Raw genomic sequence first — 15,402 nt, 5'->3', positions numbered from 1 at the left:
ACAAGCCAGCATGTTGATTCTATCTCCCCAAGAAACAGCCAGTTTTATCTGCAAAGACAAGCAGTGCTTGGTGCCAGAGCAATACACAGACAGCCCAAAAGAGTGTCACTTCCTAACATTTTCCACAGCGAGTAGCCAAAGACTATATGAAAAAGCTAATTTCTGATTGCCTGTATTTTTTTGTCGTTAACTCTTCCGCGATTTTTAAAATTTTTGGTCCTTTCATTATAACGACCGCTCTTGTTGGACCATTGGCTGAACTATCGTTTACCTTGCCAGAATATAGTGCTTGGTATTATGTACTCTATCTAATTATTGCTAGTTCAATAAAAATCTATCTAATGGCTCAGTTAATAAAACTCATGGCGAGTTTGGTTTCAGGTCAACCTATTGAGCAGTCTGTCTCTTTAGGTCTTTGGTTACGATTGGTTGTGATTTATACGGTTATAAGTATCGTAGTTGTGTTGGGTCTATTTGTTTTTATCATCCCAGGGATCTATTTGGCCGCTCGCTATGCGTTTGCAGACTTTGAGATCGTGCTGAATAATCAGCGACCGCTTGCTGCATTGGAGGAAAGTTGGGCCGACAGCAAAGAAAGTACAGCGAAACTGATGTTGGTTACGGCGCTGATTTGGGGATCTCAGTTGATGATTGGCTATGTGTGCGAGTCATTGGGCGCATTGTCACCGATCCTTTATCTCGTGACATCAAGCTTTGCTCAAGTAATTGACTCGATTGCGATTATCCTAACATGTGTTGCTTATTTTAGGGTATACGTTACCAATTCACCAGCCAATCAATCAACCCCAGCGAAAATTGCGTCTTGAGGTCACTTGGGTATAAGGGCAGTAACCGATTCAGGGATGACGGTGTTACAGCTTGATTTCAATAGTGTTATTAACTCGAAATTAAAGTGTGATCTGAGTCAATTCACAGTTAAAAATATAGTGGTAACGTTTACCCATAAAATTGGATAGCAGTTCCAATACACTAAGATGTGTACGCCAACTCTCTAACCACTCCTTTCGCTCTCAAAGCGAAATCAGTTCTTACCGAGCTTGACTAAATCAATATCACACAGCTGCTTCCATCGAGAGTTTAGTAAAACTATAGGAGATAGAGCAATGAGTGATATTGCACTCTCTATCAGCTTATTATCGCTGGTTGCAGTGCTTGGGTTATGGATAGGTAATTGTAAGATAAGGGGGGTTGGCCTAGGGATTGGCGGGGTCTTATTTGGTGGGTTAATTGTTGGTCATTTTGCTCAAACTCTTGATATTGTACTCGATCTGCATACCTTACACTTTATCCAAGAATTCGGTTTAATATTATTTGTATACACTATTGGTATTCAGGTAGGTCCTGGTTTTTTTGCATCATTGAGAAGCTCAGGGATGAAACTTAACGGATTTGCTGTGCTAATAGTCGCTTTGGGTGGCTTGGTTTCTGTTGTTATCTATTCAGTTTTTGAAGTCCCTCTGTCTGTTATCTTAGGTGTTTTTTCTGGTGCAGTAACCAATACTCCTTCCCTTGGTGCTGGTCAACAGATTCTTAGTGAGTTAGGTATGAATAGTGAGGCTATAGGCCTTACTGGTATGGGTTATGCGGTCGCCTATCCATTTGGTATTTGTGGCATATTACTCACGATGTGGCTGTTAAGGTTAGGGTTTAAAATCGATGTGGCCGAGGAGGCTGATAATTTTGAAGTAGATAGTGGGAAGAAAAGGGAAGGGCTATTATCTGCGAATGTTGAGTTACAAAATGACAACTTAGACGGGCTCCAGTTATCAGAGGTCATTGGCTTGATTAAAGGAGAGGTCATTTGCTCACGATTGAAGCGTGGTGAAGAGCTCATTATCCCCAAACCAATAACCCATGTAAAAGTGAACGACTGCTTGCATTTGGTTGGTGACGAAAATGCGCTCAATCAGGCTACTATGGTTATTGGTAAAGAGGTCAAAGCTAACTTGTCTACCAAAGGAACAGAAATGAGATCACAAAAAATAGTGGTCACTAATGAAAATGTCCTTGGGAAAAAAATTGGCGAATTAGGCTTGAAAGATCAATATGATGTCGTTGTTTCACGTATTAACCGAGCTGGCGTCGAGCTAGTCCCTAATACAGATACTCAATTGCAATTCGGTGATATTTTGAATCTGCTCGGACACAAAGAGGCGATATATTCATCCGGCAAGCTCCTGGGTAACGCGAAGCAGAAATTAAAGCAGGTTCAGATGCTGCCGATTTTCTTAGGTATTGGTCTTGGAGTCTTACTCGGATCACTACCTATTTATCTACCGGGACTCCCTGCGGCGATTAAGTTAGGCTTGGCAGGAGGGCCTCTACTCGTCGCATTGATTCTGTCAAGAATAGGGAGTATTGGGCGGCTCTATTGGTTTATGCCACCAAGCGCGAGTTTAGCTCTAAGAGAGATGGGGATCGTCCTTTTTCTTGCTGTCGTAGGGTTGAAATCGGGAGGAGGCTTTATTGAGACTTTGGTCAATGGTGATGGCTTGTCTTGGATGGGCTATGGAGTGCTAATCACATTCACTCCCCTCGTTACAGTTGGTATTTTCGCGAGGATATTTGGTGGTCTAAATTATTTGACTATTTGTGGAATGTTGGCGGGTGCGATGACTGATCCGCCCGCATTGGCTTTTGCTAACGGTATACATCCAAGTAGTGGTGCACCCGCCCTCTCATACGCAACAGTCTACCCGTTAGTTATGTGTTTAAGAATACTACTACCACAGTTATTAGCTATAGCGCTTTGGGCGGGATAATGACTACCTGAAAAGAGTAAATAAGCAGACTTATCCTTTGGTAAATTAAATTTAAGTGGGTAACTGTTTTTACAGGCTTCCACAAGTCTGCTTTTGCTACTTGATGTCTAATGCTAAACGTTTGTTATTGAGCGCTAGTACAGTAGATCAAATTCGTAGATTAAGGTTGCATATGATTTTTCAATTATGGAATTTTATTTTATAAATGGTATAAGTTCATGGAATAAGTAGTATTGTTAGATTATTTTGTTCAGCGTAAATTTAAGGGGGAGAAATGACTTGGAGTGTTGAAGATGCAAAGCGGTATCTATCGGAGTTTGGCTTAAAACCGGTATTGAGTAGGATTGGCACTGGTTCTGGAGAAATCTACTTAAGTAATATTCGTCGCGTAGCGCCAAGTAATATGAATGACTCTAATAAATATGCTTATTATATTTATAGTCAAAGTGGTGATGCAAAAGCTTTACTCGTCACAACATCTATAGCTGATAGCAAGTATATTAGAGAGGCGGAATTTATGTTTCGGCGCTTGTTAGGTGGGCTGGTTAAACAAACGACTAGCAGTAGGATGTCAAAGAACTTTTCTTTAGAGGATGGAAGTGCTGAGTTGATTGAAAGTACGTTGGTTCAAATAGAGAGAAATAGCGAAAAATATCAAGGGTCGTTAAGAGGTATTATCAGTTTGGAAAACGATGCGGATAAGGCAAAAGAGTGGGTCAGTGTTATCAATGATGCACAATTAGAAAATAGCTGATAGTTATGTTTTTAAGTGAAGAATACAGTCGTGTGATAAAATTAAAGAATAATATACCCGAGTAAATTCGTCCCAAGAAAGCCAATATACTGGCTATGAAGTATGCGAATTGAGTTGACTTGGGTATATTATTGACGCTTCAGTCAGTGTTTGAACGAGATTCACTCATTGTTGGCCGATTAGCACTTACTCAACTAAGAGTGACTCGAAGGGCGACTTGAGATCATTATTTTGTCTAACAACTTTTGCGCTTTCTTAGGGTTATCAAGATCAATGACCTCTATCATCTCACACTCATCGCGTACCATCTCATTGATAAGGCTAGGGTAGTGACGACAATCCTCTGGTCGGTCGTGGTAGATGCGACAGATGAATTTGTCGTTATCGTGAGGTGTTTGCTTGGGCGAAAGCTCGAGAAACGGACAGCGGTCGAGAGGTTGCTTTGTTTGTGGGTCAAACCAAATTTTACCCTCATGCACATACTCATAGATATCGGGGTTAAATAACTCCCACAAATCTATCTCTTCCTGCGTCGCAGCAAGCCCACCATTACCGTATTTAATGCAGCACTTACCACACTGGTTACATTCTTTCATCATAGGTTGCCGGAGTAGAGGGTTGACGAGTGAGTGTATCATCCATAGCGAACAAAGCATGATTTAATATGAGTGATCTATCATGGGTGTCTTGTTAGATTCTGCAAATTTAGGTCAAAACTGCTACCTGCTGTCAATTGCTGAGCTAGCGTTATACTGATCACAGAGCGGTTATCTAGGTTCGAGCGTATTTGCCTGAACATGTTATAAGATATGAATGAGCTTTGCTGGGTTCTATTGGTAGAATCAGCCAAGAACAACAACTAGTTAGGAGCTGAAAATGGAATACGTTCTTGTCCTTGCCGTAATAGTTATCTCTGTTCTGGTGTTTAAAGATCGACCGATTATGACACTGACTTTCGATAATGGAAAACTCACTAGCCAGAAAGGTCGAATTCCAGTTGGTTTTTTATCGGGTTGCAAAGATATCGCCCATAAGCAGCCATTTTCGGGCACGGTCAAGGTGTACAAAAATCGCTTTACGACCAAGCTGGTGTTTTCCAAGTCTGTGCCATCTAAGGTAAAGCAGCGTATCCACAACGTGTACCCGTATAGTGGTGGGACAAAAAAACATGGCAGACGTGCCTGAACATCATCAAACCCAAGCATCGGCTTGAGATAGTGGCGTTCTGTACGTCGCCACTATAGATTGGTCGCCTTGATAATTAATTTCTTGATAACTATACAGTTCGATGGAAGTGTTCAAGGTCACGTCTTGCTACATTGGGCCAATTGAAAGCTCGGTTAAATGGGGTTGCTCGCGTTGCTTCAAAGTTTGCTTAGTTTGTCTATGTAACAATCACTTATATAGAGACTAAGTCAAAGAGGCAGGGACGTATGTATGACACTGTGATATTTGAGTATGAGGGTACCCTTTGTCAAAGAGGGTGTTTAGCGAGTGCTTTAGCCAAAATCTCTGAAAGTCGCCAGGCTTATCAAATTGGCCAACTGATCGAGCGATATCTGGCCGATTTCTCTCGAGTTGGTAGCACGTCCCAACCTGATTGGCAGTTAATTTGGCAAGTGGCTTTTGCTACCTATGGCCAATCGTTTGATGAGCAGCTTGGCATAGAACATCTCCAACGCTTTGTTGCTGACAATCAGCTATATGATTATACCTTGCCATTACTCGAAGTATTGCAGGACCAAGGGCTCAAAACGGTGCTGCTGGCCAACGTTGTTGGGTGTAGCGAGGTCTATCAGCAAGACTTAGATAAAAGGGGGCTCACAGCTCACTTCGACCGAGTTATTTGGTCCTCGGATATTGGCTATCGTAAACCCAACAAACAAGCCTTTCAAATTGCCTTGAATAGCACAGGGAGCCACTCATCGAGCACACTTTTCGTCAGTGATAAAGAGCTGACGGATATTTGGGGCGCGAGCTCGCTCGGTATGGCGACCATGCTGGTAACAGATCAGTACCAAGTAAGCCGATTCGCTGATTATGTGGCGCTAAAAACTAACTTGATGGATGAAATCAAGCAGGCTACCCGTTTTACCAAGATGATAAATGATTAGTAACAGGGTTTGATGACCCTCCGCTGGGTTAGCGCAAGTGATCAATGAACCAAGATGAATCTAGTCTAGATATAGAGCGCCCTTGGTTCATTGATGATGAGACTCAGCTCAGCGCCGCCAAGATTGTCTCCGCCTTACTCGCTTCAAACTCTTGGCCCTGTTCAATGTTAAGTTGGGTGACTAAACCGTTATCGATAATCATGGCATATCTTTGTGAGCGAATACCACCAAAGCTCGCGGTATCCATCTCCAGCCCAAGCGCTTTGGCGAAACTGGCATCCCCGTCGCCTAGCATCATTATCTCACTGGCATTTTGGGCTTCACCCCAGGCTTGCATCACAAAGGCATCATTGACAGCGACACAGGCAATCAGGTCGACGCCTGCCGCTTTTATTTGATCGGCTAGAACAACATAGCCGGGTAGGTGTGCTTCAGAGCAGGTCGGCGTAAACGCCCCCGGCACGGCGAAAAGTACAACTTTTTTATTAGCAAACAACTCATCGGTATTATGGCTGATCATGCCATCATTGGTCAGCTCACTGAGTGTTGCCTTTGGTATGGCTTGGCCTTGTTGAATCATCGTCGCATCCCTTGTCGTGTTGGTTGTGATCAGTGTAGTGGCTAAAGTGCGATCAGACCAAGTTGGACTCTGTTGCTAAACCAGCAGTAAGCTTGGGTGAAATCCATCATCATCTTCTGCTAAACTCGCGGTTTAGATTGCCATCCAGTAGGAACCGATATGAGTCAAGAACAACCCAACAACCCATTACACGGGGTAACCCTAGAGATGATGCTCGTGCGTTTGCACGAACATTTCGGGTGGGAAGGACTGGATGCACAGATCCAAATCAACTGCTTTTATAACAACCCCTCTATCAAATCGTCGTTGAAATTTTTGCGCAGAACCCAGTGGGCACGCGATAAGGTAGAAGCGCTCTATATCGAGACTTTCTGTCAGTAAGGGAAGGGGCTCACAATTCTACTGTGTAGATCTGGGCTTTCATCCTCCCCAATGTGTTTTTCAAGGAGAGCAGTTTGGCTAAAAAATATTACGTTGTTTGGCAAGGTCGCGAGACGGGGATCTTTACTTCCTGGGCTCAATGCAAAGCTCAAGTAGACAATTTTTCAGGGGCTCGCTTTAAGTCTTTTCCAAGCCTAGAAGAAGCGCAGGCCGCGTTTGGTCGTCCATCGAAGCTCAAGGCTTCAACGACCAAAGCAAAGACTAGTAAGCCAAAATCCACACCACTGACCCAAAGTCAGATAGATGCCATGCCCTACGCGGTTAAGATTTTTACCGATGGTGCTTGTGAGCCTAATCCAGGTGAAGCTGGCACTGGCTTGGCTGTATACCAAGATCAAACGCTTAGTGAGCTTTGGTATGGCTTGTATCAGGCGCATGGCACTAATAACACTGCCGAGTTGCATGGACTCAATCAGGCATTGCTGCTTGCCAAGGAGAAGCTGTTACAAGGGTATAGCGTTGGTATCTACAGTGACTCAAGGTATTCCATTGATTGTCTGACTAAGTGGGCGGTCGGCTGGGAGAAAAAAGGTTGGACTAAGTCTGACGGTGAGATAAAAAACCTCGATATCATCAAACCTATGTATGCCTTGTACCAGCAGATTAAAGCGCAGATCAACATTCACCACGTCAACGGGCATGTCGGCATTGAGGGGAATGAGCTGGCGGATCGCATGTCGATTGTGGCGATACAAGCACGTGAACCTAACCTGTGTCGATATACTGATACCGACGATCTAACGCAAATATTGGCGCTGCGCGCCGGTTAGTTACAACCCACTTTTTACAGCCAACAACAAGCTTCACGTCAATGAGGCTTGTTGATTTATCTCTTAATTTCATCTGGCGTTATATTACTCAACATCGTGTTATCGATATTGGCCCGAAGTAATAAATTGGCCAAAGCTCTCACACCAAACAATCACCGTGTTGTACTGATTGATGTCGACACCATCGCCCAACGGTAGCATGAATTGATTGAAGGTCTTGATGTCGCCGACTTGGATCATCGACGCTTTTACACGATTGAATTCATCCTCGGTCTCTAGGTATTCAGGTGAGAGGTAAAGCTTGTAGTCTGGCCCTGGCGCCAACTCTCCTACAAAGTTGATACTATCAGTCGCGAGCGATACCTTGCCCTCTCCCCAATGAAGAAAGTCGCTGTCTTGGCGGTTTTTATCAAAGGTCGCAGTATATTGTGCCTTGGCCTCGACGTTTTTTATCGTGGATTCAGGCGGTGCCTCTGGCGCAATTAAAATTGGCAGAGCGTAAATGCCCAGTGCAAATCCTATCGCTAATGCTGCTAGGTGTGAGATGGTAAAACCAATCACTCGCATTGTTTATGCCTCCATGGCTAGTTAATTAGTGGTTATCCTTCCTAACTATAGTCAAAACAACACTTAGCAAGTTGTTAAGGAGTAAGTTCACGATATTTTTCAGGATATCGGTCATTCACCAGTTGAGGGGGCTCGTTTTCTGCTGCACACTACGCGTAAACGTGTTCACCATTAGATTTGTCAGAGGGAAAAATGAAATACATCGGAAGTTGTCACTGCGGTCAGGTGCAGTTTAGTGTTGAAGCGCCAGAGGTGATTGAGGCGGATCTGTGTAACTGTTCAGTGTGTAAAAAATCGGGCTATTTACACCTTATCGTGCCCAGCTCCAAGTTTACCCTTATCGCTGGGAGAGAGAGTTTGAGTGTTTATACCTTTAACTCTAACGTGGCACAGCATTACTTCTGCCGAGAGTGTGGTATTAAACCCTTCTATATTCCGCGTTCGAATCCAGATGGTATCGATGTGAATGTGAACTGCATCGACACGCCAATTAAGAAAATCAATATTACCGATTTTGATGGGCAGAACTGGGAGCAACATGCACATACGCTTGCACACAAGAGTAAAGAGGTTGAGCGCAGCCAGTGAGGCATTAGTTGTAAATTGTGGTCAAAAACCTAACACGATATTGCAAGTAGGCTAGAGGCGACTCGCATTTTGGTCTGGAATCGATATAGCAGTTTGCAAGCGCAGTTGGCTCAGTACTAGGTTGATAAAACACGGGCTAAATATAGCCATCAACCAAGTCGAGAATCTCAATGAAAGATCAATGCAGAAAGTGGGGTTTTATCGCCTATACCACCTGGTGGTTAGGCGATTGGCTTTACAGTATATTTTTATTGGTCGAACACGGTTACTTCGATCTGTTAGGCATCATGATTGTAGTGTCGATGTTGGTGTTAATTAGTGCCTTGGGTCTGATAGGCTACGCTCTGCAGTTTCGTTTGTTTTCTCCCAACGTATGGCGGAATCTGTTTTACTTTCATACTGGTATCCTAATTCTAAAGTCGGTGATATTTATTTATGGGGTGTATTTCCCTGCGCTAGTCGGGTATATCATTAGTTGGCTGTTGAACGCTCCGCTATTGATTGGCCTGTATCGCTATTCTCAGCCTAATCGAGAGATATGGAAAAAGAGAGAAGACCAGGCCTTGCTTGAGCAGTTGAAGGGTGCACTTTGCAGCCATGGCCACCTGATTGCAAGCCACACGACTGGCAATAAAAATATCAAAGTCGATTTGATTATGCAGCCAGAGGGCTATGTGGTGCGGATGAAATATATAGCAGATACAAACCAATCTTTTAAAAATGAGTTCGCCAGCCTTGAGAGCGCTATCAAGTTTATCGAAACGTATGCCTCGATTGGTCCTAAACAGCTACTTAGTGCCCACGGGTAAGTCACTTATTGTTATTTCAGGGCCATGATCGGATAAAGTTTGCCGCAACTCACTCAGAGACGGTTGAGGCTTTGCGCCGCTTTAACTAGAATGTCGGTTTTATTATCAATCTCAGGTTCAAACTATGAGTGACAACAACGCAAAACCAACTTTACCCGATCGCCTAGCGGGCAATCCGCGCAGCCCATTCCACGTGGCTGAATGTTTCGAGCACCACATTGGTATTCGTCTAAACGGTAAAGAGCGTACTGATGTTGAAGAGTACTGCATCAGCGAAGGTTGGGTGAAAATCCCTTCACCAAAGGCAAAAGACCGTTGGGGCCAGCCGATGCTGATCAAACTGAAAGGTGAAGTAGAGGCATTCTACAAATAAAGTCTTTCTGTGGAAGCAACTGCATGTTGACTTTACCAAGTCATACCTTACAGTACTTGGGTAGGTTGGCATGCATTGCAAACAGATACAGAACACCGATGGTGCTAACTGTAAATCAAAGTCAACCAAGACTCGAGTTAGCGGCAAATTGTTGGCGATATTGATTAGGTGAAATGGTCAGCAGCTTACGAAAGTGGTGGCGCATTGTCGTTGAATTCTCAAACCCACTGAGCTCAGCTACCTTTTCAATACTGTAGCCTTCATTTTCTAACAGGACTTTGGCCTTTTCCAGCCTCTGATGAGTGAGCCACGCCTTGGGGCTGAGATTAAAGCTAGAGCGAAACTTACGATCAAAGGTGCGTCTAGACATATTGGCGCGAGCAGCCAAGCTGTTGATGTCGATTTCTTCATTTAGGTGACTTAGAGCCCAGTCTATCGACTGTGCAAATTGGTTAGGCACTACCAGTACAGGTGTTTCTACAAACTGTGATTGCCCACCGTGGCGATGAGCCGATATAACCAATCGCCGGGCCACTTGGTTGGCAATCGTATACCCAAAATCTTGGCGAATGATTTCCAAGCCTAAATCGATAGCAGAGGCACTGCCAGCTGAGCAACCGATCTGGCCATCATACACGTAGAGCACGTCGTCCAGATAGTTAAGGTTAGGAAAGCGTTGTTGAAACGTTTGAGCATACCGCCAGTGTGTCGTCGCATTCCGCCCCTCTAAAATCCCTAACGCCGCAAGCAAAAAAGAACCTGAGCAAAAAGATACGATCCTTTTTCCTTGTTGATAGCACTGCAACACTTGTTCAGCTAGCAAGGGGGGCAAATTAGACTGGTCGGCAGGCCAACTGGGGACAATTAACATATCGTAGCTGTCCAGCTGCTTTACAGCTTTCGCTTGTAACATTAAGCCAGCAGTTGTCTCCAAGGGGGTATCTTCAAAACTTACCACCTCGCACTGATACCATGATTCAAACTCTGGGCGAGGCAGACCAAATAGTTCGACTGCACATGCCATTTCAAACATGGCTACATGCGGAAAACTCAAGATTGCGACACGCATAGTCTTCATCGTTATCCCTGCAAATAATTTTGGCTCAATATTAACGAAATGTGACTTCCAAGCCAATGGCTAATCTTGTCGGTGTGCTGCAAGATGATTCTCGACTTCACAACTTAAGGAGAGAGTTATGTCATCAGTTGTATCCAGAATTGCTGCAGCCCCGAGTCAAGAGGCATTGGCCCACTTTGAAGCCTTGCTACATTTTGAAACCGACTGCTGGGATGTACACCATGCCATCACTAACGATCGAAAAGACTTTGTTCTCCTCGATGTGCGCGGTAAAGAAGCGTTTGAGCGAGGGCATATAGAAAGTGCTGTTAACTTAATGCATACCCGCATCAATGAACAAAGTTTGTCGGACTATCCTAGTGACACCTTATTTGTGGTTTACTGTGCAGGACCTCACTGCAATGCAACAGAAAAAGCAGCGATTCGCTTAGCTAAATTATCGCGCCCCGTTAAGAAGATGATTGGTGGTGTAACTGGCTGGATTGATGAAGGCTTTAGCTTAGTTGTCGATACAAGCGTTGTTGTCGAATAACGTTGTATTTCGCGTCGCGATGAACTGCAGCTATCACAGTTAATGGAGGTGCTTGCAGAGTTTGAGGGCTACGACAAAGCTATTTTGTAAGAGAATCAGCCTTGACTCTGAAGTCTGCTTCTAGAGATCATTTGAGTATATATGAGGAGCGAAATATGCCCCATTGTATTATCGAACACTCATCATGCATCGAACCGGAAGAGTTGAATCTAAAAGTCTTCCAGGGTGCTTTAGAGTCGAGTTTGTTTGAGCCTGATGGTAGTGATATAAAGGTAAGAAGTATCGCATATGAACATTATCAAACGGGCTCCACCAAAGGGAGCTTTATTCACGTCACTCTGCGTATTCTCTCTGGCCGCAGTGAGCAAGATAAGTTACTTTTGTCTAATACTGTTATGTCTAAGTTGAAACCAATCCGGTTAGCTAGCGCTTCTATAACTGTCGAGGTCATCGATATAGACCGAAGCAGGTATGCCAAGTTGATCGTTTAAGTAGGTTAAACAGCTTAAGGTCGATTTAACACGCTTGATATTTTGGGTTTAGAACTCGTCCTGTGATTATAGCGTTGGCATTGAGTTGTGTGGTAGCGTGGTTTACACGTTTATTAGGCGATAGCCAACGAGGAAAAATGGAACTTATCATATTTGAAAAACCTGATTATAAACAGTTGATCGACTGGATTGATTCAAAGGATTTGAATTATTTGTGGGGTGGCCCCAGTTATGATTTTCCTCTTACACATCAACAAATCAAGCATCATTGCGCTCAAGAGTGCGTGTTTCCGTATCTAGCGAAGCATGAAGGCCAGAATGTTGGTTTCATCGAGCTATATCAAGTTTCAATGTCAGAGTTCCATGTATGTAGAGTGTTTATTTCAAGTGAGTTTCGTGGACAAGGTTTAGCTCAAGAAATGATGCGATTAGCGACACAAAAAGCCGCACTTGAGTTCAATGCTAACTTGCTGACTCTATATGTTTTTAGTCACAATGAATCGGCTATAAAGTGTTATGAGAAGCTTGGGTTCAAAACCACTTCAGTTCAAGCTAGAGAACGAGTGTTAGGAGGGAAGGTTTGGGAACTGAGGGCAATGGAAAAACGGCTTTAGATTGAATTGTGCAATTCATCGAGGTGACTATAAACGCCCCCACGATCACACATGGTGTGCTTTTATAATCTAAGTTCCAGGGAATATTTCCTATGTAACGATCACAGCAGTGCCTTAGGAGCCGTATGGATGTGGTGGGTGCGATAATACTTCGATTACCAATAGTTATTATATTAGTGAGAATGAAATCGAGAGACGATATACACACATTAACTGACTAAGATTAATAGATTTCAAATTGTTAAAGTAGGTATTGGTCTTGTTTAGAAAAGCTTTGTTTGCAATATTTTTATCAAGGAGTCAAATTGAAAATTAGGCGTTTGGAAGATTTTGATTGTAAAGATCTTCACGAAATTTATAGCTTTACATCTGTTTCAGAGAACACTTCTCAGTTACCTTTCTTAAGCTCTGCTCATGTTGCAGGGCTGTTTTCAGACTCAGAGCACTACACCTTAGTAGCGGAGATCGAAGGTAAGGTAGTTGGGCATGTTACTTTGTTCTTAACAGGTAAAGTTCGAGAGAGACATTGCGCATCGATCGCCATCGCAGTTCATCCAAATAGTCAAGGAACAGGTGTTGGTAAATCTTTGATGATTGAGGCTCTCAGTCAAGCGGACAACTGGCTAAATTTGGTTCGAGTTGAACTCGAAGTTCACTCAGATAATTTGTCTGCAGCTTCACTTTATGAAAAGGTAGGCTTCGAAAAAGAGGGCATAAAACGACTGAGTACATTCAAAAATGGTCGCTACATCGATATGCTGATAATGTCTCGTCTTCATCCAACCTATCCGACTTCTATAGAGTAGATGTTTGGAGTAAGGCGTCTTGCAAATAGGAGTTGTGTTAAGTATTGTCTTTTCAGACTAAAGTGACAGAATTTTCTTTAAAATACTGAAAGGACCCAGACAAGAACTTGACATTGTAGCTTGCCCTATCGTACCTAATCAGTGTCCTAGCCCTCTCTATGCTTCGGTAGTGAGGTCTTTGGCGTACTGTTAAGCTGCTCACCCGCACCCAGAATTTGTGTAACTTAATATTTGAGCCACTCACAGTCCCAATTTTACTGATACTATCTCCGTTATCAGCAATTAAAATTGGGAGACCATGATGAAGAAATTAACCGGCTCTTGCCTATGTGGTGCGGTGGCATTTAGCGTCGATGACGACTTTGATTATGTGGGCAACTGCCTGTGCTCTGAGTGCCGCAAGTTTACCGGCTCAGATTACTCATCGGCGGGTGGGGTTAGCGCCGAGAAGTTTACGCTCTCGCGCGGTGAAGCCTCCATTACCTATTATCAGAAAACTCCAGCCACGACCTTGGCTTTTTGTAAGACTTGTGGTTCTAGCCTGTTTTCTATCAAATCCGATACGCAGCGCTACAACATCCGCCTTGGTGTGCTGGATGATGCGCCAAGTCAAGCGCCAAGCTTTCATATTTATGCGGCCGATAAGGCACCTTGGCTGCAATTGAACGATGATCTGGTGCAGTTTCCCGGCTATCCTGACAAGCTTTAGAGCATGCTTTGATGAGTGGAGGTTTGGGCAACACGCAACTGGAATCATACTCAGAGAGTCAGTAGTATATTCCCTTTGAATGTTAACTAGTGTGTTGTTATGTCACTGCCTCCATGCCCAAACTGTCAATCTGAATACGTTTACCAAGATCAAAGCCAACTCGTTTGTCCTGAGTGTGCTCACGAGTGGAATCCTGATGAGGATCTGAGCCTGAAAGTTAAAGATGCCAATGGTACTTTGCTATCGGAAGGCGACAAGGTCACGCTGGCCAAGGATCTCAAGGTCAAGGGCAGCTCAATGATCCTTAAGATCGGTACTAAAGCGATCATACGACGTATCCAAGAAGGCAAAGATCATCAGTTGGATTGCAAAGTCGATGGAGCGGGGGAGATGATGGTGACCGCGCAATTCGTTAAAAAGGCCTAATGCTAATGAGCCGCGATCTTAGCCTCTAAGATCGCGACGAATTGTTGGTTGGAGATTTAGTTCCAGACGGGTAGTTCCGGACGGGTAGTTCTGGACGGGCAGTTCCAGACGGGCTAGTCCCAGACTGGCGCAAGCCCCTTTGGATCAACCTCGCGACCATTGCGCTCTAGGGCGTCGATCTGCGCGATTTCTTGCTCAGTAAGCTCAAGCTTGGTCGCGGCCAAGTTACTTTCAAGGTTCTCACGCTTAGTTGATGAAGGGATCACCGCGATACCTTTGTGCATTGCCCAAGCTAGGGTGACCTGCGCTGGTGTTGCGCCGCGCGCTGCGGCAATCGCTTGAATCGTTTCATCTTGCAACACCTTGCCGTAGGCCAGTGTCATGTATGACGTGACCTTGATGTCATTTTTCTGCATGAATTCGACTAGCTTACGGTTTTGTAGGTAGGGACTGAGTTCCACTTGGTTAGTCGCAATGTGCTCCATACCTATCACCTCTGCCGCCTGCTCAATCAGGTCGATATTAAAGTTTGATACGCCAATCTCTTTAGTCAAACCAAGCTCTTTCGCCTTAAGAAGCTCAGGCATATATTCGCTGATTTGCGTGCCTTCTCCTGGCCAGTGAACTAACGTTAGGTCGACGTAGTCGGTTTTCAGTTTCGCCAAGCTCTCTCTTAAACTTGGGATAAGGTCATCTTTGTTGAGCTTGTCGACCCAGACCTTTGTCGTGATGTAGAGTTCTTCGCGTGCAATGCCACTGTCAGCAATCGCTTGCCCAACCTCAGCCTCATTATCATAAATCTGCGCTGTATCAATCGCGCGGTAGCCAAGTTCTAGGGCATTGGTTACTGAGTCGATCACGACTTGCTCTTTGAGGCGGAAGGTGCCGACGCCAAACGCTGGGACAGTCATAGAGTTCTCCTAATGTTGTTATTGTATACTCGATTAGCAGTTTGCATCGTCTTAGA

General features: G+C 44.2%; 21 protein-coding genes. 16 read left to right on the top strand and 5 right to left on the bottom strand.

Annotation, left to right across the window (positions count from 1 at the left end; all coding sequences use genetic code 11):
* Positions 1-146 precede the first annotated feature (146 nt).
* The 3 genes from ACZ5R2_RS22700 to ACZ5R2_RS22690 all read left to right on the top strand — a co-directional run bounded on the left by ACZ5R2_RS22700 (position 147) and on the right by ACZ5R2_RS22690 (position 3,537).
* On the top strand, positions 147-827 hold the full coding sequence (locus tag ACZ5R2_RS22700; RefSeq protein ID WP_464903616.1) for a hypothetical protein: 681 nt from the start codon (positions 147-149) through the stop codon (positions 825-827).
* A 297-nt stretch (positions 828-1,124) separates the two neighbouring features.
* Positions 1,125-2,783 (top strand): putative transporter, encoded by a 1,659-nt coding sequence (locus ACZ5R2_RS22695; RefSeq protein WP_464903617.1) that lies wholly within the window; start codon positions 1,125-1,127, stop codon positions 2,781-2,783.
* A 274-nt stretch (positions 2,784-3,057) separates the two neighbouring features.
* Positions 3,058-3,537 (top strand): hypothetical protein, encoded by a 480-nt coding sequence (locus tag ACZ5R2_RS22690; RefSeq protein ID WP_464903618.1) that lies wholly within the window; start codon positions 3,058-3,060, stop codon positions 3,535-3,537.
* Positions 3,538-3,731: 194 nt separating this feature from the next.
* On the opposite strand, the gene ACZ5R2_RS22685 is transcribed toward ACZ5R2_RS22690, so the two are convergent.
* Positions 3,732-4,133, bottom strand: a complete 402-nt coding sequence (locus ACZ5R2_RS22685) for a YkgJ family cysteine cluster protein (protein WP_464903684.1) — start codon at positions 4,131-4,133, stop codon at positions 3,732-3,734.
* A gap of 280 nt (positions 4,134-4,413) precedes the next feature.
* On the opposite strand from ACZ5R2_RS22685, the gene ACZ5R2_RS22680 reads away from it, so the two are divergent.
* Both ACZ5R2_RS22680 and ACZ5R2_RS22675 read left to right on the top strand, forming a co-directional pair.
* Positions 4,414-4,722 (top strand): DUF3634 family protein, encoded by a 309-nt coding sequence (locus ACZ5R2_RS22680; RefSeq protein WP_464903619.1) that lies wholly within the window; start codon positions 4,414-4,416, stop codon positions 4,720-4,722.
* 248 nt (positions 4,723-4,970) lie between these two features.
* A complete protein-coding gene (locus tag ACZ5R2_RS22675) occupies positions 4,971-5,651 on the top strand; it encodes an HAD family hydrolase (RefSeq protein WP_464903620.1) in 681 nt (226 codons plus the stop codon).
* 103 nt (positions 5,652-5,754) lie between these two features.
* Here ACZ5R2_RS22675 and ACZ5R2_RS22670 read toward each other — a convergent pair whose 3' ends face one another.
* Positions 5,755-6,231 carry a redoxin family protein gene (locus ACZ5R2_RS22670; protein WP_464903621.1) on the bottom strand — a complete coding sequence of 159 codons (477 nt, stop codon included), beginning with the start codon at positions 6,229-6,231 and terminating at the stop codon, positions 5,755-5,757.
* A gap of 159 nt (positions 6,232-6,390) precedes the next feature.
* Between ACZ5R2_RS22670 and ACZ5R2_RS22665 the strand changes: the two genes are divergently transcribed.
* Both ACZ5R2_RS22665 and ACZ5R2_RS22660 read left to right on the top strand, forming a co-directional pair.
* On the top strand, positions 6,391-6,612 hold the full coding sequence (locus ACZ5R2_RS22665; protein WP_464903622.1) for a VF530 family protein: 222 nt from the start codon (positions 6,391-6,393) through the stop codon (positions 6,610-6,612).
* A gap of 74 nt (positions 6,613-6,686) precedes the next feature.
* Positions 6,687-7,442 (top strand): ribonuclease H1 domain-containing protein, encoded by a 756-nt coding sequence (locus ACZ5R2_RS22660; RefSeq protein WP_464903623.1) that lies wholly within the window; start codon positions 6,687-6,689, stop codon positions 7,440-7,442.
* 99 nt (positions 7,443-7,541) lie between these two features.
* Here the strand turns inward: ACZ5R2_RS22660 and ACZ5R2_RS22655 are convergent, their stop codons facing one another.
* On the bottom strand, positions 7,542-8,009 hold the full coding sequence (locus ACZ5R2_RS22655) for a DM13 domain-containing protein (protein ID WP_464903624.1): 468 nt from the start codon (positions 8,007-8,009) through the stop codon (positions 7,542-7,544).
* A gap of 192 nt (positions 8,010-8,201) precedes the next feature.
* Between ACZ5R2_RS22655 and ACZ5R2_RS22650 the strand changes: the two genes are divergently transcribed.
* From ACZ5R2_RS22650 to ACZ5R2_RS22640, 3 genes are all read left to right on the top strand, one after another.
* On the top strand, positions 8,202-8,597 hold the full coding sequence (locus tag ACZ5R2_RS22650) for a GFA family protein (protein ID WP_464903625.1): 396 nt from the start codon (positions 8,202-8,204) through the stop codon (positions 8,595-8,597).
* Between the two features lie 170 nt (positions 8,598-8,767).
* A complete protein-coding gene (locus ACZ5R2_RS22645; protein WP_464903626.1) occupies positions 8,768-9,406 on the top strand; it encodes a hypothetical protein in 639 nt (212 codons plus the stop codon).
* Between the two features lie 124 nt (positions 9,407-9,530).
* On the top strand, positions 9,531-9,779 hold the full coding sequence (locus tag ACZ5R2_RS22640; RefSeq protein ID WP_464903627.1) for a DUF3297 family protein: 249 nt from the start codon (positions 9,531-9,533) through the stop codon (positions 9,777-9,779).
* Between the two features lie 121 nt (positions 9,780-9,900).
* Here ACZ5R2_RS22640 and ACZ5R2_RS22635 read toward each other — a convergent pair whose 3' ends face one another.
* Positions 9,901-10,857: a helix-turn-helix domain-containing protein gene (locus ACZ5R2_RS22635; RefSeq protein WP_464903628.1), complete on the bottom strand. Its 957-nt coding sequence runs from the start codon at positions 10,855-10,857 to the stop codon at positions 9,901-9,903.
* Between the two features lie 118 nt (positions 10,858-10,975).
* Between ACZ5R2_RS22635 and ACZ5R2_RS22630 the strand changes: the two genes are divergently transcribed.
* The 6 genes from ACZ5R2_RS22630 to ACZ5R2_RS22605 all read left to right on the top strand — a co-directional run bounded on the left by ACZ5R2_RS22630 (position 10,976) and on the right by ACZ5R2_RS22605 (position 14,435).
* On the top strand, positions 10,976-11,389 hold the full coding sequence (locus ACZ5R2_RS22630) for a rhodanese-like domain-containing protein (RefSeq protein WP_464903629.1): 414 nt from the start codon (positions 10,976-10,978) through the stop codon (positions 11,387-11,389).
* A 155-nt stretch (positions 11,390-11,544) separates the two neighbouring features.
* The gene (locus ACZ5R2_RS22625) at positions 11,545-11,880 is read left to right on the top strand and encodes a 5-carboxymethyl-2-hydroxymuconate Delta-isomerase (protein WP_464903630.1); all 336 of its coding nucleotides are present in this window, start codon (positions 11,545-11,547) and stop codon (positions 11,878-11,880) included.
* Positions 11,881-12,017: 137 nt separating this feature from the next.
* The gene (locus tag ACZ5R2_RS22620) at positions 12,018-12,494 is read left to right on the top strand and encodes a GNAT family N-acetyltransferase (RefSeq protein ID WP_464903685.1); all 477 of its coding nucleotides are present in this window, start codon (positions 12,018-12,020) and stop codon (positions 12,492-12,494) included.
* A gap of 305 nt (positions 12,495-12,799) precedes the next feature.
* Positions 12,800-13,300 carry a GNAT family N-acetyltransferase gene (locus ACZ5R2_RS22615; protein ID WP_464903631.1) on the top strand — a complete coding sequence of 167 codons (501 nt, stop codon included), beginning with the start codon at positions 12,800-12,802 and terminating at the stop codon, positions 13,298-13,300.
* 301 nt (positions 13,301-13,601) lie between these two features.
* On the top strand, positions 13,602-14,009 hold the full coding sequence (locus tag ACZ5R2_RS22610; RefSeq protein WP_464903686.1) for a GFA family protein: 408 nt from the start codon (positions 13,602-13,604) through the stop codon (positions 14,007-14,009).
* Positions 14,010-14,108: 99 nt separating this feature from the next.
* Positions 14,109-14,435 carry a zinc ribbon domain-containing protein YjdM gene (locus tag ACZ5R2_RS22605; protein ID WP_464903632.1) on the top strand — a complete coding sequence of 109 codons (327 nt, stop codon included), beginning with the start codon at positions 14,109-14,111 and terminating at the stop codon, positions 14,433-14,435.
* Positions 14,436-14,548: 113 nt separating this feature from the next.
* On the opposite strand, the gene dkgB is transcribed toward ACZ5R2_RS22605, so the two are convergent.
* Positions 14,549-15,346, bottom strand: a complete 798-nt coding sequence (gene dkgB, locus ACZ5R2_RS22600; protein ID WP_464903633.1) for a 2,5-didehydrogluconate reductase DkgB — start codon at positions 15,344-15,346, stop codon at positions 14,549-14,551.
* Positions 15,347-15,402 lie beyond the last annotated feature (56 nt).

This window comes from Vibrio sabulosilitoris, from assembly GCF_055391395.1.
Note: the sequence above shows the minus strand (reverse complement) of the source record. Positions and strands in the feature narration are given on the sequence as shown.

Excerpts from the sequence above, each read along its gene's own strand:
- ACZ5R2_RS22605 (WP_464903632.1), top strand. The coding sequence starts at position 14,109 with ATGTCACTGCCTCCATGCCCAAACTGTCAATCTGAATACGTTTACCAA.
- ACZ5R2_RS22675 (WP_464903620.1), top strand. The coding sequence starts at position 4,971 with ATGTATGACACTGTGATATTTGAGTATGAGGGTACCCTTTGTCAAAGA.
- ACZ5R2_RS22695 (WP_464903617.1), top strand. The coding sequence starts at position 1,125 with ATGAGTGATATTGCACTCTCTATCAGCTTATTATCGCTGGTTGCAGTG.
- dkgB (WP_464903633.1), bottom strand. The coding sequence starts at position 15,346 with ATGACTGTCCCAGCGTTTGGCGTCGGCACCTTCCGCCTCAAAGAGCAA.
- ACZ5R2_RS22630 (WP_464903629.1), top strand. The coding sequence starts at position 10,976 with ATGTCATCAGTTGTATCCAGAATTGCTGCAGCCCCGAGTCAAGAGGCA.
- ACZ5R2_RS22625 (WP_464903630.1), top strand. The coding sequence starts at position 11,545 with ATGCCCCATTGTATTATCGAACACTCATCATGCATCGAACCGGAAGAG.
- ACZ5R2_RS22680 (WP_464903619.1), top strand. The coding sequence starts at position 4,414 with ATGGAATACGTTCTTGTCCTTGCCGTAATAGTTATCTCTGTTCTGGTG.
- ACZ5R2_RS22635 (WP_464903628.1), bottom strand. The coding sequence starts at position 10,857 with ATGAAGACTATGCGTGTCGCAATCTTGAGTTTTCCGCATGTAGCCATG.
- ACZ5R2_RS22645 (WP_464903626.1), top strand. The coding sequence starts at position 8,768 with ATGAAAGATCAATGCAGAAAGTGGGGTTTTATCGCCTATACCACCTGG.
- ACZ5R2_RS22665 (WP_464903622.1), top strand. The coding sequence starts at position 6,391 with ATGAGTCAAGAACAACCCAACAACCCATTACACGGGGTAACCCTAGAG.
- ACZ5R2_RS22700 (WP_464903616.1), top strand. The coding sequence starts at position 147 with ATGAAAAAGCTAATTTCTGATTGCCTGTATTTTTTTGTCGTTAACTCT.
- ACZ5R2_RS22650 (WP_464903625.1), top strand. The coding sequence starts at position 8,202 with ATGAAATACATCGGAAGTTGTCACTGCGGTCAGGTGCAGTTTAGTGTT.
- ACZ5R2_RS22620 (WP_464903685.1), top strand. The coding sequence starts at position 12,018 with ATGGAACTTATCATATTTGAAAAACCTGATTATAAACAGTTGATCGAC.
- ACZ5R2_RS22610 (WP_464903686.1), top strand. The coding sequence starts at position 13,602 with ATGAAGAAATTAACCGGCTCTTGCCTATGTGGTGCGGTGGCATTTAGC.
- ACZ5R2_RS22655 (WP_464903624.1), bottom strand. The coding sequence starts at position 8,009 with ATGCGAGTGATTGGTTTTACCATCTCACACCTAGCAGCATTAGCGATA.
- ACZ5R2_RS22670 (WP_464903621.1), bottom strand. The coding sequence starts at position 6,231 with ATGATTCAACAAGGCCAAGCCATACCAAAGGCAACACTCAGTGAGCTG.
- ACZ5R2_RS22685 (WP_464903684.1), bottom strand. The coding sequence starts at position 4,133 with ATGAAAGAATGTAACCAGTGTGGTAAGTGCTGCATTAAATACGGTAAT.
- ACZ5R2_RS22640 (WP_464903627.1), top strand. The coding sequence starts at position 9,531 with ATGAGTGACAACAACGCAAAACCAACTTTACCCGATCGCCTAGCGGGC.
- ACZ5R2_RS22690 (WP_464903618.1), top strand. The coding sequence starts at position 3,058 with ATGACTTGGAGTGTTGAAGATGCAAAGCGGTATCTATCGGAGTTTGGC.